Genomic DNA, 17,748 nt, shown 5'->3' on the forward strand with positions numbered 1-17,748 from the left:
TCAGTGTCCCATGCCGGCAAGACGGGCAAGGTCATGCTGGTGGTTGATGTTCTGAAAGGTGGTCAGGTCCGGAATGATCTGCAAAATCTCTTCGGCCGTGACCTTACGGATCCGCAGCTTTTCATACAACATCCCGATCTTGTATTGGTTTTTGGCAAGATGATCCTCAATAATCGGCAGAATCTTTTTGCTGTAGACCGCGTACAATGGTTCCGGCCCTTCGGGCAGCCAGGGCAGCACCACCTCATGCTCGCCGGGCAGTTCGCAGAGGAAACGGATCAGCTCCGGGTTGAGCAGGGGCATGTCGCAGCCGCAGACAAAGGCGCGGGGCTGGGAGATGGTTTGCAGGGCGGCATGGATTCCGGCCAAGGGTCCGCAGCCGCGGTATCGATCTGCCGCCATGGGCCAACCGAGAAAATCGTAGGCCTCGGGACTATTGGTAATGAGCAGGATCTCCGGGAAAAGCCCGGCAAGTCTGCGGGTGATGGTCTGGATCAAGGCGGTGCCCTGATGGAGGGCCAGGGCCTTGTTGCTCCCGAAGCGCGAACTTTTCCCCCCCGCCAGAACCACCCCGGCAACCTGGGCTATCATTCCGACGGGGCCTGACGGATGGTGATGATAATCTCCTGGGGATCCTCGCACCCCTTGAGGGAACAGGTCATGCCGGTGATGGCCTGACGGAGAAAGCTTTCCACGAAGGAATTGAGGTAGACCGGTTGGCCGTTGACCAGCAGGCTGGTTTTTTGCCTGGGAAAGGACTTGATGAACCGGGTCTCCAAAAAATCAGCCAGGTCGACGACATCGTCCAGTCCGAAGCAGGGGAGGTCGCCGGGGGGGGTGGTATCGCTGACCATGGCAACCCAGGTGTCGTCCCGGTTCGGCAAGGGCTCAGCATGCAAGGCGGAGCGAAAAACCTCGATTTTGGGGAGTCCCAGCCGCTTGTAGCCTTCGGTGATCACCAGGTCGGTATCGCCGTAATAGCGGCCCACCAATTCGTCGATGCTCAGATCCTTGTCCACATCGCGGATAATGCCCAGGCCGGTGGGAGAAGAAAGGGCCACGGTGCTGGCTCCGGCCTGCTTGTGGCGCCAGGTGTCCTTGCCGGGCTTGTCCATTTCAAAGGCGTGGACATGGTGCTTGATGGTGCCGATGTGGTAGCCGCGGCGGTGCAGTTCCGGAAGGAGCTTTTCCAGAAGCGTGGTCTTGCCGGAGTCGGGTTTGCCGATGAGTGCGATAACAGGAGGCATGGTTTGAGCTGTTTTGATGAAAGAGGAAGAGTTCCGGTCAGCCGGGCGGCCAGGACAAGGTCCGGCCACCGAGAACGTGGAGGTGTAGATGGAAGACGGTCTGGCCTGCCTCGGCACCGTTATTCATAACCAGGCGGCATTGCTCCGCCCCGTTTTCCTTGGCGAGTTGGGCGCCGATGCGGATAAGCTTGCCGATGAGCGCCTCGTCTTCGCCGGCAATTGCGCCCGGACCGCTGAGGTGTTTTTTCGGGATGACCAGAAAGTGGGTGGGTGCCTGGGGGGAGATATCCCAGAAGGCGAAGACCTCGTCATCTTCGTACAATTTTTTTGCAGGTATTTCACCGTTGATGATCCTGCAAAAAAGACAGGGGCTGCTCATCCGCTTCTCCTTGATCTTCTTGTCCCGTATGGTAATGGCTTGAAGCAGGATACTGTCCGGGCCGGATTCTGTCAAATGTAAAGCGGCTGGGCGTGGTATGGGGAGCGCCGTCGCGTTGATGACAGTTTGCGCCTATTCTGGTATTGTTACATCGTGCTGTATGGTTGGCACGGTCATATGGAAAATTGAGTCTGGATATACGGATTTACTGGAACACCCTCAGAGGATAAGCGATGCGTCAGTTTGTTGTTGATGAGTTGAGTCAAGAAGAGCAGGATAATTTGGATTCATATCTGAAACGGAGCTTGAAGGCAGGCCCCATGGAGGGCATGTTTTGGCTGCCGGTCCCGGAGGATCTGCTGGGGGAAGCCCAACAGGGGCACGAGCAATGCGGGCCGTTTTTTTTCGGGATCGAGTTGGGGCGGAGCCGGTTGATCGCAGAATTTCTGGTTCGCAGTCAGTCCAACCTGCATTGTTCGTGTATCAGTTATTCCACTCCGGCCCAGCGCCAGTTTCTCCTCGGGTTTCTCGATCGGATGCTTGCGGATGAACATATCAAGGCTTAGGGGCTGAGCATGCGCAGAGGTGTTTTTCTCTGGCTCTGCCTGGGGCTGGTTTTCGCTTTCCGGGTCGAGCTCTGCCTGGCCGGAGCCGGAGATGATCTCACGGAAAAACAGTTTGTCTGTCCGTTTCCGGATATGACCACCGATGTTTTGCCCCTGACCTATGCCCAGATCAGGGAGGATGCGGTCTCCGTCTATGCTCAGGCGCAGGATGAGGCTGCCGGGGTTCCCCCTGTTCGGGTAACGAGAAAGGGTTTTATGTGGGTCAGCCTCAGCGATCCTCAGCCGGTCATGGTGAACGGGCAGGAGTGGTACAGGGTCAATGAAAGGGAATACATTAGAGCGGACAAACTCAAGCTGGCCAAACCCTCGGGTTTTCAAGGGGTCATGGTGCCCCGGGATTTTGACAAGCAATTTGCCTGGATGATTTTTCATACCCGCGTTTCCCCTGCCCCTGGAGTACTTCCCCTAGAAGAGGAGGACCCGGCCGTGTTGCCGGCGCGGTCCTTGGTCATTGTCCACGAGATCCGGGAAGTCGAGCAGCGCAAGTGGTGCAGGATCGGCACCGGAGTCTGGGTGCCGTATCGCCGTCTCGCCATGGTGATCCCGAGGCTCCGCCCGGAGGAGGTTGGAGAGTCGGAGCGGTGGATCGAGGTGAATCTTACCGAGCAGACCTTATCCGCCTATGAGGGGGATCGCTTGATTTTTGCCACCCTGATCTCTTCCGGGGATGAACGGTTTCCAACGATCAAGGGGTTGTTTCGCATCTGGGCCAAGGTCAGAATCGGCAAGATGAGCGGCGGGGAAGATGATTCGGATCGCTATTTTGTGGAAGATGTGCCGTGGCATATGTATTTTTATCAATCCTACGGATTGCACACCTCGTACTGGCATGATTTTTTCGGACTGCCCAATTCCCACGGTTGCGTGAATCTGGCGCCGAAGGATGCTCTCTGGCTCTTTGAGTGGACGAGTCCGAAAGCCGGCAAGGGGAATTGGCAGGAGGCGACCCGGAGCGATCCGGGAACTTGGGTCTGGGTGCATGAAACTCCTCCCGTGGTTACGGGGGAGTGAAACGGCTTATTGCTGGATGACAACCTCGGTGCCCAGGGCGATGACCTTGAATAATTCCTCAATGTCCTTGTTGCACAGGGCAACGCAGCCGTATGTCCAGCTCCATTTTTCGGCTTCGCCATGGATGAAGATCTCGCCGCCCAGGGGGGTGTCCCAGGGGGGGATGGATTTGCGGGAGATCCTTTCAATGATCCGGTTGTAGTCTCCTTGACTGATGAGCTTTTGTTCAAGCCCCCGCTCGGCGTCTTGAATACTCGGATAGCTTAAGCCCAGCGACAGATAGTATTTGCTGCGGGGGTTTTTCATGCAGATATAATAGCTTCCTTCGGGGGTGCGTTTGTCTCCCTGGCGGATCTTGTCGCCAACCGGGTTGAACCCAAGGATGACCGGATAGGCGCGCAACAGCTTTTCCTCGGAATAGAGGAGGAGCTTTTTTTTTGCCTTTTTGATCACTATTTTGGGATCCTTGAGGGGTGCAGTGACTGGCAGGCCAGGGTCGCGATCCTCATCATCCTGATGGTCGTCTTTGGTCTCCGTCGACGGGAGCTGGGCTGTTTGGGAGGGAGGGTTTGTCGCGCAACCGTTGAGCAGGAAGGTGAAAAGCAGGAGGAGTAGTGCGAAGAGAAAGGCCGGTGGGGCTGAGGACTCCATAACGGAGTGTCGCGAGATTCTGATCATAATGCGATATCCATCATTAGGTTCAGTTGCAGCGCTGTCTGTGGGCCGCCATAGGGTCGAAAATTTGAGGTGAGGCAAGGAGCTTAGGGCGTTTCTCTGCAACGAGTCAGTAAAATCATACGATATCGAAAGCGAAATTGCACAGAAAAACGTGGTGTTCGCTGCAAAAAAAAATCCCCGGCCAATAATGGCCAGGGATTTGCTTCAGTCGCGATCGGCTGAAAAAGTCTTGCTTACCACCAGCAGATGGTCTGGTCTACAGAGAAAACCTTATCAAGCAATGCACTGTAGTCCGGGCTCTCAACATTGAGGTCAAAAGACTCGCAGTCACGACCCTCGGAGACGATCTCCACCAATTTCTTGGTGTCGTCATTGGGCTCAGAACGGTATACATTCAAGAGTTTCATCGGAACACTCCTTCTTGTTGATTGGTCAATAATTAACTTAGCTCTTGTCGGAACGCAGGATGCCGTAGGGGATAATGATCTCAAGGTCGCGCAGCTGCTTGCCGATCTCTTCGAGGGAGATCTTCACCATGCCGTGTTTTTCGACATTGGCGTCCACGGTGGTGTACACCTCGCCTTCCATGTCACGAACCCACTCGATGTTCTCCTTGTGGTAGTCGCTCAGGTCGGTAAGCTCGTTGTTCATAACATAGGCATACGAGTACATGTTCTCGACGGCCAACCCCAGGGTGGAGCGGATGCCGTCCAGGGTGTACTCCTTGTTTACTAACAGAAAACCTACTTTCTTGGACATGGTTCTCTCCTTATAAGGTCAGGTAGCATTCGTAGTCTTCGATGATTTCGCCATGCTGGGACTGGGTGGCCATTTTCTTGGCCTCAAGACCCTTGGGAATATCGGCGGGATCATAGCCTGCGTTCTTGTAGCTGTCCACGCAGATGGACACGTCGTCCGCCAGTTCGCAAAGCTCCGGGAACTCCTTGCACTTGGTCAGATGCACACCGAACCAGCTGAAGAAAACCTTTACTTTGGAGCCCTTGGCCTTGGCGGCCTTGGTGATCCCCATAACATGGCGCATGTTTTGGGGAGAGGTAACAAAAATACCTAAACTTTTAGCCATTTCCTGTCTCCTGATGCAAAATTAGAGGTACAGGCTTTTGCCCGCACCGCGTCGTATGGAGTAAAAAAGCCTACTTTTTCTGGAGGTAGAAGCGGATGAACCCGGAATCTTCTTTCTCGCCAAGATAGATATGGCCGGAACGGGTGCACCAGCCGGGCAGATCGTTACGCGAGCCAGGATCGGTGCCGAGGATCTCAAGGATCTCGCCGGCGTTGATCTTGTCCATTTCTTTCTTGGTGCGCAGCAGGGGCATGGGGCAGCTCAGGCCTTTAGCATCCAGGGTGCGTGTCGGGGTGATACCATCCGGGGCTACTTTGATATCGTCGCTCATGGTTTCCTCCTTAAAAAGGGTATAGGGGTAATTTAGGAAAACTAAAAAATAAGCGGCAGCAGATAGTGCGCTGCGCTGAACTCAAATCCCTCTCCGCAATGGGGAGGATTTTTTACGCAAAAAACAACCAGAGATCTCATGTAACATTGGGTCTCTACCAATATTCATGGGGCATGTCAAGGGAATTTATGAATGGCGGTTCATGCTCGCCCAGGGAGGAAAAGAGACCGTTTTTCAAGAGGATTAGTGGATCTTTGCCTGCCGGATTGGGAGGAAGTTCGGGGGGTGGATGGTGGGAAAATGGTATGGCAAACTTGACAAAATTTTATGGCGCGGGTAAAGGGGGTAACGGTACATTTTCATGATGCGTGGGAAGTTTTAACAGGGATTTTCTGTTTTTTTGTTGAAAGGCTTATCGGTCTGTAATCATTTGCAAAAAATGGGAAGAGGAGGTTTGGGATGGGCGAAGAAAGCGTTATGGGGAGCAAGGTCAAGGAGCTGTATAAGAAGTTGTGCAAGGATGAGTGGAATGCCGTCACCGCCGGGATCATCGTCGCCTTTTTGAGCGTGCTGATTCTGGTCTGGGCTCGGCCTTGGGGCGCGGTCGGCGCGATGCGCAACTGGGGTGAGTGGCTCATTTACGGAGCCGGCATGTGGGATACCCTTGGTCTGTGGGAAAAGGCGATCCCCAAGAGCCCCCTGCTGGACACCGGTTCGGTCATCGGTATCGGCTTTATTGCCGGGGCTTTTGTCTCCGCCAATCTGGGTGACAACTTCGACATCCGCATCCCTCCGGTTTTGGAGATGGTTAAAGGCATGATCGCCGGTATCCTCATGGGTATCGGATCAACCCTGGCCGGTGGTTGTAACGTCGGCGGCATGTATAACGCCATCGGCAACCTCGCGGCCAATGGCTTTGCCATGTGGCTTGGGTTGGTCCTGGGTGTAGTGCTTGGCCTCAAGTATATCTACTGGGAGATGGAGCATATTTCCTGGGGTTCCGGTGGTGCCAAGACCATCGAGGTTCCGGTGGTCATGCGTCGGTTGCTGGCAGTGGCCGGTTTGGTTGGTTTGATCTGGGGCGCCTATGCCTACGGGGATAAGGTGATCAGTGTGGCTGATTACGACAACCTCGGCGCAGAAGACTATCTCGGCATTGCCGGTGGTTTGAGCGGTCTGTTGCTGATTGCCGCCGGTCTTGGCTATACCATGCAGCGCGGTCGCTGGTGTATGGTGCAGGGCTTCCGTGAGCCGCACATGACCGGGGATTGGAGCTTGGCCAAGGGCGTCATGGTAAGCATCCTGATGCTCGCCGTCGGTATTGCGGTGGTCAAGGCCACCGGGCTGCGTGAGCCGGTGCATTATGTGCGCGGCACCTTCGGGATCGGCGGCGTGCTCGGCGGCTTCATCTTCGGCCTGGGCGCCATGCTGGCCGGCGGCTGCGGTTCCGGCACCCTCTGGCGGGTAGGTGAGGGTCAGATCAAGCTGTGGCTGGTGGTCCCTTTCTTTGGGGTAACCAATGCCATCATGAATCCTCTCTTCGACCGGTGGGGTTTGACCGAGGGCACTGCCGAGGCAAGCGGTCCGCTGGGCAAGTGGGTCTATATGCCTGATGCCCTGGGCTACGGCGGCACCCTGGCCATCATTGCGCTGGCCATGTGTCTCTGGTACCTGATTGCCAGCTGGAATGAGGATACCGGCAAGCTCATGGTTGAGATGTAAGTTCGCAGTCGTGTCGCTGGTCGGCATGGGTGATATTGATCGCATTCCCCGGTGTTCCGGGGGGTGCGATTTTTTTTGTCTGCCACCCCCGTAGCCTGGCGGGGAAAGGTTATTTCCCTTGACAGTGCTTTGCCTGTCGTCCTAGCATTGTGGTAGGCGGTTGTGCAAGCCTCAGACATTGAAAGCTTGTGCCGGCACAAGGGGCCGTAGCAAAGCTGTGGAGCTGTCAAGCGGCGATGTTCTGAAATGTAGAGGGTTTTCCGCGGCCCCTAAGCCTCATGCCGAGGCGCGCCATTTTTGTGTCCGCAGGGTGGTTTTATGGTCGAGGCGGTTTCCGGGCTACACCAACATGTCTCCATTTCCTTGGGGCAACTGCTGCAAAACGGCGAGATTGTCGCCATTGTTGATGATGATGCGGCAATCCGCGAGCCGCTCAGGGTCTATTTTGAAGAGCATGGGTTGGCCGTGGCTGAATGCGCCTCGGCGACAGAGCTTATGCAGGTGCTGGCCTCCCGGAATGTGGCCCTGGTTCTTCTTGACATCGGTCTTCCTGATACCGATGGCCTTTCTCTCCTCCCCCAGATTGTAGGGCAATACCCCGATGCCGCAGTGGTGATGCTCACCGGCGTTTCCGAGCTGCGGGTGGTTCTGGACTGCATGCGCAAGGGCGCCACCGATTACCTGTCCAAGCCGGTGCAGTTTGAAGAAATATTCCATGTGGCGCGCAAGGCCCTGGAGAAGCGGCGGCTGGTTTTTGAAAACCGTAAATATCAGGAGGAGTTGGAGGAGGCGCATTTCAGGATCCAGCTGCTGCATCAGTTGTCGGTGAAGATGAATAGCGTCTATTTGAGCACCGTGGAGCTTGATCAGATTTTACGGGCGGTTCTGGTGGGGATCACCTCTCGGGAGGGGTTGGGCTTTAACCGGGCGTTTCTGGCCATGTTCGATGGGGATGGACGGTTTTTGCGGGGGAAGATGGCCATTGGTCCAGGTTCTCGGGAAGAGGCCGGACGTGTTTGGGAGGAGATCGAAGAACGGGACCTTAATTTTTTAGAAATCGTTGATAATTTGAAGGAAACCACCACAAGCCATGACGCAGCGGTCAATGCCATTGTTAAGAATTTGGTGATTTCGGTCGAAGAGACGGGGAATATTTTGATCAATTCCGTGCTGAGCCGCAGGAGTTTCAGGGTTTCGCCGGAAAACGGCTGGGTGCCGAACCCCATTGAGCGGCGGATCGGCAATGGCAACAGGCGGTACAACGGGGCTGCGCTGCATGAGCGTCGGGAAAATGCGGAGGTGGGGGCGCTTGCTGTTCTTGGGGTGCCCAGGGATCTCATCAACATCCTTGATGAGGATTCCTTTGTCGTGGTGCCGCTCTATTCCCCTGGCCGCGCCTTCGGGGTGATTATTGCCGATAATTATGTGACCCGGCGGTTCATTGAGGACGGTCATGTCGGAGCCCTGGAGCTTTTTGCCAGTCAGGCCAGCCTGGCCATCGAACAGAGTCATCTGTACAACGAGATGCAGCAGAAGGTTGCCGAGCTTGAGGCGGTGAACCAAGAGCTTGATCGGAACAAGGATCTGCTGGTCGAAGCGGAGCGTTATTCCGCCTTGGGTCATATGGCGGCCCAGTTGGTCCATATCGTCAGGAACCCCATTACCTCCATTGGCGGGGTCTCCCGGATCCTGAAGAAAAAAAATGTCGATGCCGAGTGGGAAAAATATCTGAATGTAATTATCCACGAAACCGAGCGGGTGGAGTCCACCCTGGAGGATCTTTTTGATTTTGTGGGGCAAGGCGAGATCCACCAGGAGGAACTCCCGCTCTGCGCGCTGATTAGGAAAACGGCCCTCTTGCTTCAGTCGAGCATGGCGAAGCATGGCGTGACCTGGGAGATGGAATGTCCCTCGCCGGAACCGGTTGTCCAAGGAGATCTGCATCAGATCCGCCTGGTGTTTCTCCATCTGTTCAAGAATGCGGTGGAGGCCATGGGTGATGGGGGGAGGTTGACCATTGTCGTGGCTACCCAGGAAGGGCAGGTCATTGTCTCGGTCATCGATACCGGCCCCGGAATCCCTGAATCCTATCTGGATAAGGCCAAGGATCCGTTTTTTACCACCAAGACATATGGCACCGGTATGGGGTTGACCCTGGTGGAACGGATTGTCCGTGCCCATGGCGGCAGTTTTTCTCTCAAGCCCCACCTGGGCGGCGGTCTGGAAGTCAGGGTGGTTCTGCCTCTCCCCTAACTGTCACTGTTGTTTTCCAGAGGTTTTCGCCCGCCCGTGTTGTTCAGGGAAGGAGCCGCAGGGGTACAGGCAAAAATGGGTGGTTCTCTACCCCGCGTCCCGCAGTGTAAGCGGCGCGGCACCAGTTTGGGCATCCTGTTCACGGTATTTTTTGTTGATAACGGTTTACGACGTCGAGCGAGCAAGGTGAGTAGGGATGAAAATCGGAGGAACACCCCCTGTTTTGCAGGGGATACAGCTCCCGGCTTCCGGCCAGAGTGATGGCGGGCCTAAACCGGCTTTGCCGGCAACGCTGCTCTTTGGTCAGGGACAACTGGTCAAGGGGGAGGTGACCGGCTTTACCGCCGAGGGGAAGGTCCTGTTGGATATCGGCGGTCAGGTCATTGAAGCGAGGAGCGAGGTGCCGCTTAAGGTGGGCAGCACCCTCTGGCTTGAGGTGCAGCAGAGCGAGCCTCTCTGGCTGCGGGTGGCCGACAAAAAAGGGGCGGCTCAGGAATTTTTGCGTCAGTACTATGGTGATCCTGCTGCCATGGGCAAAGGGTTGCGGGGGTTGCTTGGTCTTGCCTTTCTCGCGGATGCGGAAAAAATGCTCGCCGATCAGGCCGGGATGCTGCAGAATTTTGCCAATACCGCCATGGGGCCGGAGGGTGACCCCGACCGGATCATCCGCCTATTGACCATGCTGGGCAGCGGCAGCGCAACCGAGAAGAGCGGCACGGCACAGTCGGGGGTGGGCCAGGAAAAACTCCACCAACTGGTTGCCCTTTTGGCCGAGGATCGGGGTGGGGTCCTAGGGAAGGCAAACAGCTCCGCCATGCAGAAGCTTGGGTTGCTCCTGGAGTTGCAGGGCGAACTCAATGCCCGGCCTGCGTCGGCACAGCAGGCGCAGTTTCTCTTGTTTCCCTGTGTTTTTGCCATGGGCGCTGGAGTGGGGCAGTGGCTCTTTACCCTGGACCGCGGGGATGAGCAGGCAAATCAGAGTGAGGAACGGGGGTATGCGCTTTCTTTTTTCCTGGAGATGAGCCGCCTGGGAGAGATACAGATCCAACTTCGGGTCAAGGGCCAGAGCTTGCAAGGGGAATGTGTCGTGAGCGGGGAGGCGGTGCAGGAGCATCTGGCCCCGCAGCTTGCCGAGCTGGAGGAACTGCTGGGCAACCTCGGCTATGAGCCGGTCCATTTTTCCTGCCGGGTTGCCAAGACCAGCATGTTGGAATCACTGAAAAGCGGCATTGAGGCGGCGGCGCAACTGGATAAGGTCAGGATTGTTGATGTGAAGGCCTGACGGCAGGATCAGGGTCTTCGGGGCGGTGGGGTGCGGAATTGCCTCGAAGCCACGAGGCGGCCATGCCGAGCAAGCCGCTCAAACCTGCGCCCAACAAGGCGTAGTGCAGGGCAGTCAGGAAGGATGGCGTATGCTCCGGCCTGAAATCCCGGAGATCAAGACCGTTGGTAACCCCTCGAAACGACAAGGAGAAGAGCAGGGCGGCCTGGGCGATGCCCAGGAGCATGCCCAGGTTTCGTGCCGTGGCCAAAAGGGCCGCGGCTGCTCCAGCCTTACTGGTCTCCACGTGGCTTAAGACCGAGGCGCTGTTTGGCGAAAGAAACAGGGCCTGGCCCAGGCCGAGCAGGCTCAATTGTCCGGCAATGATCAATGGCGTGGTGGAAGCCTCAATGGTGGTGAGCAAGAATACCCCCAGGGTGGAGATGCCGAGCCCGAGAGTGCTGATGAGCCGGGCGCCGACCGAATCGGAAAGCCAGCCGGCCAGGGGAGAGATCACCAGGATCGAGGAGGGGATGGCCAGCATGACCAAGCCTATTCTCGAAGGCGGCAGGCCGAGAACCCGGTCAAGATGAAACGGGATGAGCAGAATCACGGCAAAGAGGACCATGAAGGAAAGGACGGCGCTGAGGATGGCCAGGCTGAAGAGCCGGTTGCGGAAAAGCGACATTGTCAGAAGCGGGTGCGGCAGCCGGGTTTCAATAATGATAAAACAACAGAGGGCTGCCGCCCCGGTACCAGCGGAAAGGAGCAAGCGGCTGACGGACCAGCTGGCCGAGGAGGCATGGGTCAGGGTCAGGGAGAGCAGGACAAGGGCGCAAGACCAGAAGAGACTTCCCAGCCAGTCCAGCGGTCCGGTATAATGGTGCGTTGGTCCGGGTAGGATTCGGATGGCAAGAAAGGCGAAGAGCAACCCCAGCGGGACGGTGATCAAAAAAAGAAGGTGCCAGGAGGCGAGTTCGAGCAGGAACCCCCCCAGGCTCGGGCCGCTCATCAGGCCGAGGGAAACGGCCATGCCGATCAACCCCAGGCCGCGGCCCAGCTGTTCTTTGGGGAAGGTTTCCTTGATGATTGCCGGTCCGGTGGCCATCATCATTGCAGCGCCCAGGGCTTGCAAAAATCTGGCGGAAACGAGGATGGAGAGGGTCGGGGCGTAGGCGCAGGCCAGGGAGCCCAGGCCGAAGATCGACATGCCTGTGGTATAGATCCTGCCCCGGCCAAGCCGGTCGGAAAGATGGCCCCAGAAGAGCAGGGAGGCCGTGATGGTGAGCAGGTAAACCATCACCACCCATTGGGTGTCGGCCAGTGAGGTGTGGAAGTCCTTCATGATAAAGGGGAGGGCGATATTCACCATGCTGCTGTCCAGGGTGGACATGAAAACGCCGGTGGCCACGATGAAGAAGGTCGGCCATTTATTTGCAGGGGAAGACACGGAAGGGATCTGTTGCCTCGGGGGAAAAGAGCGGGTTTTCGCGCCGGAGACAATGTCGCCGGCTGATTTTTTTGTACTGTATCGCAAGTCGGCTGATCCTGCAAAGGGGATTGCGGGAAGGATGATATTTTACGAAGTGAAGCATATTGATTGTGAGGGATACAATGGCTGGTATTTCAAGAGAAGGTGATGAGGAAAGGATTGGACCGTGTCTCGCGGGTTGCAAGGATCCCGCGCTGAAAGAGATTCTGCGCACCGCGGTGCAGGCGGCCCTTGCCGGAGGGGAGGTTTTGCGTGGTTTGTATGATCAGCCCCACCGGATTACCCACAAGGGGGCCATTGATCTGGTCACCGAGGCGGATGTGGCTTCGGAACAGATTGTCCTTGAAATGTTGCGGCAGGCGGGCGGCGGTATCGGTTTTCTCGCGGAAGAATCACACTCCTCCTATGAAAATATCCCCCCAGGTCCGGTCTGGGTTATCGACCCGCTGGACGGAACCACCAATTTCGCCCATAACTTTCCTTTTTTTGCCGTCTCCATCGCCTATTGTGAGGGAACAGTCAGCAAGGTAGGCGTGGTGTACGCCCCCATGCAGGATGAGCTTTTTTGCGCCTGTCAGGGCAGTGGCGCCTGGCTCAATGGTCGCCGGATACATGTTTCCGATGCTTCTACCCTGCAGGATTCTCTTCTGGCCACCGGTTTTCCCTATGCCATCGAGCAGGAGATCGAGGGGGTGATGGCGGTCCTCAAACGCATGCTGCTGCGAAGCCGGGGTGTGCGGCGGATCGGGGCTGCAGCCATCGATCTCGCCTATCTTGCCAGCGGCAGGACCGATGGTTTTTGGGAGATCAATCTCAAGCCTTGGGATACTGCCGCTGGGATGTTGTTGGTGAGCGAGGCCGGAGGCAGGCTGACAACTTATGATGGCAAAGAATATACCCCCTACATTCCGGAGGTGGTGGCGAGCAACGGGAAGATCCATGGGGAATTGGTCGGACAGCTCCTCGATTTCACGCGAGAAAGCGCTTAAATCCGGCCGATGATTTTTGCAAGAACGACGCTGAGCAGCATTTGTTCCTTTTGGGAAAGGGTGGCGGTAATCTCTTCGGTGAGGCGCAGGTGGTGCTGGTGGTGTTCGGCAAAAAGCTCCTGTCCTTTTGGCGTTAGGGCAATCAAGTAGGAACGGCGGTCCGTCTCGTGGGGTGCTCTGTGCAGCAACCCCTGCTGCTCCAGCCGGTCGATCATAACGGTGAGGGTGCCGGTGGTCACCCCCATCTTCTTGGCCAGCTCCTTCATGCGCAACGACCCGGAATGTCCGACAATCTCGATGGTGTGCATCTGGGGGGTGGAAAGACCGGAGTTCTTCACCACATCCTGTTCCCAGGAGGAAAGCTTTTCGTAGAATTCAACGAGCTGGTGGGAGAGTTTTTCTCTTTCGCTTCTGGGGCCGGTCATGGCTTGCCCGCGCAGGTGTGTATTTCAACGGTGAGATGGGAAAGATTGGTGAAATCGCGCAGCAGTTCCTTGTAGTACTCAATCTGTTGCGGGTAATGGGTGACAATGGAGATGATGGCCGCATAATGGGCCGGGCCAACCTTCCAGACATGCATGTCCGCAATGCGGTTATCCAATGTGCCCTCGATTTTTTCCTTTATGGCGGCAAGTTCCTCGGTGCTGATGCTGCCGTCGAGCAGAATGGCGCCGGTTTCCCTTAACAAACCATAGGCCCAGCGACAGATGACCATTGCGCCGACGATGCCAATCAGGGGGTCAAGCCAGTTCCAGCCGAGATATTTGCCGAAAAGCAGGGCGCCAATGGCAAGAACCGAAGTCAGGGCGTCGGCCAGGACGTGCAGGTAGGCCGATTTGAGGTTGTGGTCATGGTGATGATGGTCATCATCTTCCTGGCCCTGGGTGTGATCATGGTGGCCTTGCAGGAGAAAGGCGCAGGCGATATTGACCAGCAACCCGAGGACTGCCACGCCGATGGCCTCATTGAAATGGATCGGCTGCGGGGCCAGGATGCGCTGCCCTGACTCGACGAGCATGATCAGGGCAACGAGGATCAGGACGATGGCACTGGCAAAGCCGCCCAAGACGCTGACCTTGCCGGTGCCAAAGGCAAAAGCCGTGTTCTGGGCATGTTTTCTGGCAAACCGGTAGGCGAAGATCGTTATCAGGAAGGCGGCGACATGGGTGCCCATGTGCCAGCCGTCGGCCAGCAAGGCCATGGAGCCAAAGGCCATGCCGGCAGCAATCTCAAAAAGCATGGTGATGGCGGTGATGATCAATACCTGTCGGGTCCGTTTCTCGCCGTGCTCCTGGATGACGGCAAAATCATGGGGGTGTTGCCAGGGGTCAAGGGAATGGGTGTGCATATGAGTTCTCTCTGGTGAAAAAATGTCTGTGCCGTTTCGGGCGTACGGCGGATGGGCGGCAAAACAAAGGAACGATACAGATGCATTGCTTGAGTGTCAAGATGTTTGAAGGTCAAGCAATGTCGGGGCGGGAAAAGAGTCTGGCGGATGCTTCTATAAAAAAAACGGCCTGCGCAGGAAGATATCCTGTGCAGGCCTGGGCTAACGTGTTTCGCTGTGATTACAGCAGATCGGTTTTTTTGAGGGCAATGATGGCGCCCTGGTATGAGAGAACCAGGACCAACAGCCAGCTTATGAGCAGAATTGCATTCATGATCTTACTCCTTGTCAGATTCAAACGACTTAATACATTTCCTTGACGTCTTCGCCGGTAATCTCGGCCACGGTCAGCTTTTTTGCATCCATCAGCTTCCAGACGTAGGCGATATAAGCGAGAACAACCGGTACGGCCAGGGCCACATAGCTCATGACCGTGAGGGTGTACTTGCTGCTGGAAGCGTTGTAAATGGTGAGGCTCGATTGCAGGTCGGTGAGCGACGGGTAAAAGGCGGTGTTATGGTAGCCGGCCAGGGAAAAGATGGCCAGCCCCACCAGGACGGTGCCGATTCCGCCAAACCAGATGCCGCTGTTCTTGCCGAGAAACCCGGTGGCGGCAACGCCGTAGATCACCGAACCCAACCCTCCCAGCAGCAGAACCAGGACTACGGGCATCCCCAGTAAGTTGTTGAGGTATTTGCCCTTCTCCATGAAGACCAGGCCTGTAGCCGGATCAACGGCAAACCCTTCCATGGTCACCAGACTGATCAGGATGAAGAGCAAAAAGGGGAGCGCCCAGAGGAGGTTGATCCAGCTCGCCTTGCGCGCTCGTTTGACTAAGTTCTCATGCTCAACGTGGTTGACGATGTACATGGCTCCCAAGATGCGGGCCAGGAAGACCAGGAACAGCCCGAAGGCAAGGTTGAAGGGGTTGAGTGCGGCTTCCAGTCCGTGGTAAGGCGTTGCCCAGGTTACGGAGTTGTAGAGGTTCAGGCTGAAGCGGGAACCGGTGAAAAAGGTGCCCACTGCGGCGCCGATCAGGAGGATGCCGACACTGCCGTTGATGCACATGAATATCTCATAGGTCCGGGCGCCGAGCACGTTGTCCGGTTTCTTGCGGTATTCGTAGCTCACCGCCTGGATGATAAAGGTGAAGAGGATGAGCATCCAGACCCAGTACGCTCCGCCGAAGCTGGTGGCGTAAAAGAGCGGAAAGGCCGCGAACAGGGCGCCGCCGAAAAGAACCAGGGTGGTGAAGGTCAGTTCCCACTTGCGGCCCATGGCGTTGATAATCAAGGATTTTTCCTCTTCGCTGCTGGCCGTGGTAAAGATCAGGGTCTGCCCGCCTTGCACAAAGGTCAGGAAGAGAAAGAGCGAGCCGACCACGGAGGCGATCAGCCACCAGAGCTGCTGTAAAACTGAGTGATCCAGGTTTCCTATCATTGTCTTATGCCTCCGGTCCAATCTTGATTTGCTTCATCATGATGCGAATCTCTGCGAGTAATAATGCGGTAAACAGGGTCAGGAACATGAAAAAGGTGATCTGCACATTGCTTGCGGCAATGTTGGTGCTTGCCACGCCCACCGGCAGCAGTCCATAGATGGCCCAGGGTTGCCGACCCACCTCGGCCACGATCCAGCCGGCCTGTTGGGCCACATAGCCCAGGAAGATGGAAAAGAAGCAGAGCAGGTTGAGCCAGCGCTGGTACTCCAGGGTGCCCTTGAAGGCGAAGTAAAGAACCGCCAGGAAGATCACCGGAAACAGGGTGCCCAGGACCACCATGATGTGAAAGCTGTAGAAGGTCGTGGCCACCGGGGGTGCGGCCTCGATCGGATTGTTGAGGTAGCCGTAGCCAAGATCTCCTTTGTGCTGGTCAAAGAGGGCCAAGGCCGCTGCGGCTTCCTCGGCATCCCCTTTATCCTTGGCATATTTGTAGCGGGCCAGTTCGGCCAGGGCGATCTTGCCGGTGACCATGCGTTGTTCGGCGCCGACAACATTGCGCTCGGGGTTACCGAAAACCAGATCGTTGATCCCGGGGACAAAGCTGTTGGGGTCGCGGTTGGCCAAAAGTGAGAGCAGGCCGGGGATTTTTACCTCTTGGTAGAAGGCGGGCAGGTCATCCCCTGGTTTTTTCTTGGAGTTGATGATGCCCATGGCAACGATGGGGGCTTTCTCCTGCCCCACGTACAAGCCCTCCATGGCCGCCAGTTTCATGGGCTGACGTTGGGCCACGTTGAAGGCAGCCTCGTCGCCGGTAAAGCCGACAAAGACGGAGGCGATGAAGCCGAAGACCGCGGCAACCACCATGCTGCGCTTGGCCATTTTCTGGTGCCGTTCCTGCAGGAGAAAGAGGGCGGAGATGCCCACGACAAAGAGGGAGGCGAGCAGGAAGGCGGAGCTGGTGGTATGGGTGAACTTATGGACCGCCACCGGGGAAAGGGCGACATCCCAGAAATTCTGCATTTCAAAACGGGCCTTGTCCGGGTTAAAGGCCATGCCGGTGGGAAACTGCATCCAGCCGTTGGCTACGAGAATCCAGACCGCCGAGAGGTTGGAGCCAATGGCGACCATCCAGGTGGAAAAGAGGTGAAAACCCTTGGAAACCCGATGCCAGCCGAAGAACATCACGGCAAAGAAGGTGGCCTCGAGAAAGAAGGCGAAGATCCCCTCAATGGCCAGGGGGGCGCCAAAAATGTCCCCCACCATCCAGGAGTAGTTGGACCAGTTGGTGCCGAACTGGAATTCCAGAATGATTCCGGTGGCGACCCCGATGGCGAAGTTGATGCCGAAAAGGGTCGTCCAGAATTTGGTCAGTTTCTTCCACTCCTCATTGCCGGTCTTGACATAGATGGATTCAAAAAATGCGATGAGAAAGGAGAGCCCCAGAGTTAAGGGTACAAAAATCCAGTGATACATCGCGGTCAGAGCAAATTGCGCCCTGGCCCAATCCACAGTGGTCAGAATTGGATCTCCCACAATAACCTCCTTGTGTGTGCTGGTGGCAAGAGTATGTGCCTGCCATGATTAAGTTATGCTGTAAAAAAAACGAAGTCGAATGCTTGAATCAACGAGTAGGCAATGTTTGGGTAAGATTTTCCAGAACATGGCCGGCCCGGTCACTCTCGGTGGTGAAATTGGTATTGAGGTAATTGGGAAAGAAAAAAAGTTTGAGAACGGCAAACAAAATGAACAGTTTTATGGCGATGATCTTCCACAAGGTTTTGCCCACCACCATGGAGCGGAAGCCGTCTCGATAAAAAAAATATACTTGTTTTGGCAGTGCGGTCATG

The 17,748-nt window shown here is 56.2% G+C and carries 20 protein-coding genes; 6 read left to right on the forward strand and 14 right to left on the reverse strand.

Features of this window, described 5'->3' with window-relative positions:
* From mobA to OLX77_RS06165, 3 genes are read right to left on the reverse strand one after another with little or no spacing between them, the layout of a single operon-like run.
* Positions 1-591, reverse strand: a complete 591-nt coding sequence (gene mobA, locus OLX77_RS06155; protein ID WP_307632719.1) for a molybdenum cofactor guanylyltransferase — start codon at positions 589-591, stop codon at positions 1-3.
* Complete coding sequence (gene mobB, locus OLX77_RS06160) at positions 588-1,247, reverse strand: molybdopterin-guanine dinucleotide biosynthesis protein B (protein ID WP_307632720.1); 660 nt, start codon at positions 1,245-1,247, stop codon at positions 588-590. The genes mobA and mobB overlap by 4 nt, the downstream gene beginning before the upstream one ends.
* Positions 1,248-1,284: 37 nt before the next feature.
* Entirely contained in the window at positions 1,285-1,626 is a 342-nt protein-coding gene (locus OLX77_RS06165; protein WP_307632721.1) for a histidine triad nucleotide-binding protein, read from the reverse strand.
* A gap of 233 nt (positions 1,627-1,859) precedes the next feature.
* Between OLX77_RS06165 and OLX77_RS06170 the strand changes: the two genes are divergently transcribed.
* On the forward strand, positions 1,860-2,192 hold the full coding sequence (locus tag OLX77_RS06170) for a hypothetical protein (RefSeq protein WP_307632722.1): 333 nt from the start codon (positions 1,860-1,862) through the stop codon (positions 2,190-2,192).
* Between the two features lie 9 nt (positions 2,193-2,201).
* Positions 2,202-3,263 carry a L,D-transpeptidase gene (locus OLX77_RS06175; protein WP_307632723.1) on the forward strand — a complete coding sequence of 354 codons (1,062 nt, stop codon included), beginning with the start codon at positions 2,202-2,204 and terminating at the stop codon, positions 3,261-3,263.
* Between the two features lie 6 nt (positions 3,264-3,269).
* On the opposite strand, the gene OLX77_RS06180 is transcribed toward OLX77_RS06175, so the two are convergent.
* From OLX77_RS06180 to OLX77_RS06200, 5 genes are all read right to left on the reverse strand, one after another.
* The gene (locus OLX77_RS06180; protein ID WP_307632724.1) at positions 3,270-3,941 is read right to left on the reverse strand and encodes a L,D-transpeptidase family protein; all 672 of its coding nucleotides are present in this window, start codon (positions 3,939-3,941) and stop codon (positions 3,270-3,272) included.
* Between the two features lie 233 nt (positions 3,942-4,174).
* Positions 4,175-4,348 carry a hypothetical protein gene (locus tag OLX77_RS06185; protein ID WP_307632725.1) on the reverse strand — a complete coding sequence of 58 codons (174 nt, stop codon included), beginning with the start codon at positions 4,346-4,348 and terminating at the stop codon, positions 4,175-4,177.
* 37 nt (positions 4,349-4,385) lie between these two features.
* Complete coding sequence (locus OLX77_RS06190; RefSeq protein ID WP_307632726.1) at positions 4,386-4,700, reverse strand: hypothetical protein; 315 nt, start codon at positions 4,698-4,700, stop codon at positions 4,386-4,388.
* 10 nt (positions 4,701-4,710) lie between these two features.
* Positions 4,711-5,025: a peroxiredoxin gene (locus OLX77_RS06195; protein ID WP_307632727.1), complete on the reverse strand. Its 315-nt coding sequence runs from the start codon at positions 5,023-5,025 to the stop codon at positions 4,711-4,713.
* Positions 5,026-5,095: 70 nt separating this feature from the next.
* Positions 5,096-5,356: a sulfurtransferase TusA family protein gene (locus OLX77_RS06200; RefSeq protein WP_307632728.1), complete on the reverse strand. Its 261-nt coding sequence runs from the start codon at positions 5,354-5,356 to the stop codon at positions 5,096-5,098.
* Positions 5,357-5,815: 459 nt separating this feature from the next.
* Between OLX77_RS06200 and OLX77_RS06205 the strand changes: the two genes are divergently transcribed.
* The 3 genes from OLX77_RS06205 to fliK all read left to right on the forward strand — a co-directional run bounded on the left by OLX77_RS06205 (position 5,816) and on the right by fliK (position 10,613).
* Entirely contained in the window at positions 5,816-7,078 is a 1,263-nt protein-coding gene (locus OLX77_RS06205) for a YeeE/YedE thiosulfate transporter family protein (RefSeq protein WP_307632729.1), read from the forward strand.
* Positions 7,079-7,396: 318 nt separating this feature from the next.
* Positions 7,397-9,331 (forward strand): response regulator, encoded by a 1,935-nt coding sequence (locus tag OLX77_RS06210; RefSeq protein ID WP_307632730.1) that lies wholly within the window; start codon positions 7,397-7,399, stop codon positions 9,329-9,331.
* A 196-nt stretch (positions 9,332-9,527) separates the two neighbouring features.
* A complete protein-coding gene (gene fliK, locus OLX77_RS06215; protein WP_307632731.1) occupies positions 9,528-10,613 on the forward strand; it encodes a flagellar hook-length control protein FliK in 1,086 nt (361 codons plus the stop codon).
* Here the strand turns inward: fliK and OLX77_RS06220 are convergent.
* Positions 10,588-12,042 carry an MFS transporter gene (locus OLX77_RS06220; RefSeq protein ID WP_307632732.1) on the reverse strand — a complete coding sequence of 485 codons (1,455 nt, stop codon included), beginning with the start codon at positions 12,040-12,042 and terminating at the stop codon, positions 10,588-10,590. The two genes, fliK and OLX77_RS06220, sit on opposite strands and share 26 nt — an antisense overlap.
* A gap of 164 nt (positions 12,043-12,206) precedes the next feature.
* On the opposite strand from OLX77_RS06220, the gene OLX77_RS06225 reads away from it, so the two are divergent.
* Complete coding sequence (locus OLX77_RS06225) at positions 12,207-13,073, forward strand: inositol monophosphatase family protein (protein ID WP_307632733.1); 867 nt, start codon at positions 12,207-12,209, stop codon at positions 13,071-13,073.
* Here OLX77_RS06225 and OLX77_RS06230 read toward each other — a convergent pair.
* From OLX77_RS06230 to OLX77_RS06250, 5 genes are all read right to left on the reverse strand, one after another.
* On the reverse strand, positions 13,070-13,498 hold the full coding sequence (locus OLX77_RS06230) for a MarR family winged helix-turn-helix transcriptional regulator (RefSeq protein WP_307632734.1): 429 nt from the start codon (positions 13,496-13,498) through the stop codon (positions 13,070-13,072). The genes OLX77_RS06225 and OLX77_RS06230 overlap by 4 nt on opposite strands.
* The gene (gene dmeF / locus OLX77_RS06235; protein ID WP_307632735.1) at positions 13,495-14,421 is read right to left on the reverse strand and encodes a CDF family Co(II)/Ni(II) efflux transporter DmeF; all 927 of its coding nucleotides are present in this window, start codon (positions 14,419-14,421) and stop codon (positions 13,495-13,497) included. The genes OLX77_RS06230 and dmeF overlap by 4 nt, the downstream gene beginning before the upstream one ends.
* Before the next feature lie 342 nt (positions 14,422-14,763).
* Positions 14,764-15,900: a cytochrome d ubiquinol oxidase subunit II gene (cydB, locus tag OLX77_RS06240; protein WP_307632736.1), complete on the reverse strand. Its 1,137-nt coding sequence runs from the start codon at positions 15,898-15,900 to the stop codon at positions 14,764-14,766.
* A 4-nt stretch (positions 15,901-15,904) separates the two neighbouring features.
* Positions 15,905-17,434: a cytochrome ubiquinol oxidase subunit I gene (locus tag OLX77_RS06245; RefSeq protein ID WP_307632737.1), complete on the reverse strand. Its 1,530-nt coding sequence runs from the start codon at positions 17,432-17,434 to the stop codon at positions 15,905-15,907.
* An 88-nt stretch (positions 17,435-17,522) separates the two neighbouring features.
* Positions 17,523-17,747 (reverse strand): DUF4492 domain-containing protein, encoded by a 225-nt coding sequence (locus OLX77_RS06250; RefSeq protein ID WP_307632738.1) that lies wholly within the window; start codon positions 17,745-17,747, stop codon positions 17,523-17,525.
* Position 17,748: the final 1 nt, after the last annotated feature.

Origin of the sequence: Thiovibrio frasassiensis (assembly GCF_029607905.1) — a bacterium.
Taxonomy (GTDB): domain Bacteria; phylum Desulfobacterota; class Desulfobulbia; order Desulfobulbales; family Desulfurivibrionaceae; genus Thiovibrio; species Thiovibrio frasassiensis.

What these genes read in the sequence shown, in the direction of transcription:
- OLX77_RS06195 (WP_307632727.1), bottom strand. Translation starts at nt 5,025, where the DNA reads ATGGCTAAAAGTTTAGGTATTTTTGTTACCTCTCCCCAAAACATGCGC.
- OLX77_RS06200 (WP_307632728.1), bottom strand. Translation starts at nt 5,356, where the DNA reads ATGAGCGACGATATCAAAGTAGCCCCGGATGGTATCACCCCGACACGC.
- OLX77_RS06205 (WP_307632729.1), top strand. Translation starts at nt 5,816, where the DNA reads ATGGGCGAAGAAAGCGTTATGGGGAGCAAGGTCAAGGAGCTGTATAAG.
- OLX77_RS06250 (WP_307632738.1), bottom strand. Translation starts at nt 17,747, where the DNA reads ATGACCGCACTGCCAAAACAAGTATATTTTTTTTATCGAGACGGCTTC.
- fliK (WP_307632731.1), top strand. Translation starts at nt 9,528, where the DNA reads ATGAAAATCGGAGGAACACCCCCTGTTTTGCAGGGGATACAGCTCCCG.
- OLX77_RS06180 (WP_307632724.1), bottom strand. Translation starts at nt 3,941, where the DNA reads ATGATCAGAATCTCGCGACACTCCGTTATGGAGTCCTCAGCCCCACCG.
- OLX77_RS06190 (WP_307632726.1), bottom strand. Translation starts at nt 4,700, where the DNA reads ATGTCCAAGAAAGTAGGTTTTCTGTTAGTAAACAAGGAGTACACCCTG.
- OLX77_RS06170 (WP_307632722.1), top strand. Translation starts at nt 1,860, where the DNA reads ATGCGTCAGTTTGTTGTTGATGAGTTGAGTCAAGAAGAGCAGGATAAT.
- OLX77_RS06225 (WP_307632733.1), top strand. Translation starts at nt 12,207, where the DNA reads ATGGCTGGTATTTCAAGAGAAGGTGATGAGGAAAGGATTGGACCGTGT.
- cydB (WP_307632736.1), bottom strand. Translation starts at nt 15,900, where the DNA reads ATGATAGGAAACCTGGATCACTCAGTTTTACAGCAGCTCTGGTGGCTG.
- OLX77_RS06185 (WP_307632725.1), bottom strand. Translation starts at nt 4,348, where the DNA reads ATGAAACTCTTGAATGTATACCGTTCTGAGCCCAATGACGACACCAAG.
- OLX77_RS06210 (WP_307632730.1), top strand. Translation starts at nt 7,397, where the DNA reads ATGGTCGAGGCGGTTTCCGGGCTACACCAACATGTCTCCATTTCCTTG.
- OLX77_RS06230 (WP_307632734.1), bottom strand. Translation starts at nt 13,498, where the DNA reads ATGACCGGCCCCAGAAGCGAAAGAGAAAAACTCTCCCACCAGCTCGTT.
- mobB (WP_307632720.1), bottom strand. Translation starts at nt 1,247, where the DNA reads ATGCCTCCTGTTATCGCACTCATCGGCAAACCCGACTCCGGCAAGACC.
- mobA (WP_307632719.1), bottom strand. Translation starts at nt 591, where the DNA reads ATGATAGCCCAGGTTGCCGGGGTGGTTCTGGCGGGGGGGAAAAGTTCG.
- dmeF (WP_307632735.1), bottom strand. Translation starts at nt 14,421, where the DNA reads ATGCACACCCATTCCCTTGACCCCTGGCAACACCCCCATGATTTTGCC.
- OLX77_RS06175 (WP_307632723.1), top strand. Translation starts at nt 2,202, where the DNA reads ATGCGCAGAGGTGTTTTTCTCTGGCTCTGCCTGGGGCTGGTTTTCGCT.
- OLX77_RS06165 (WP_307632721.1), bottom strand. Translation starts at nt 1,626, where the DNA reads ATGAGCAGCCCCTGTCTTTTTTGCAGGATCATCAACGGTGAAATACCT.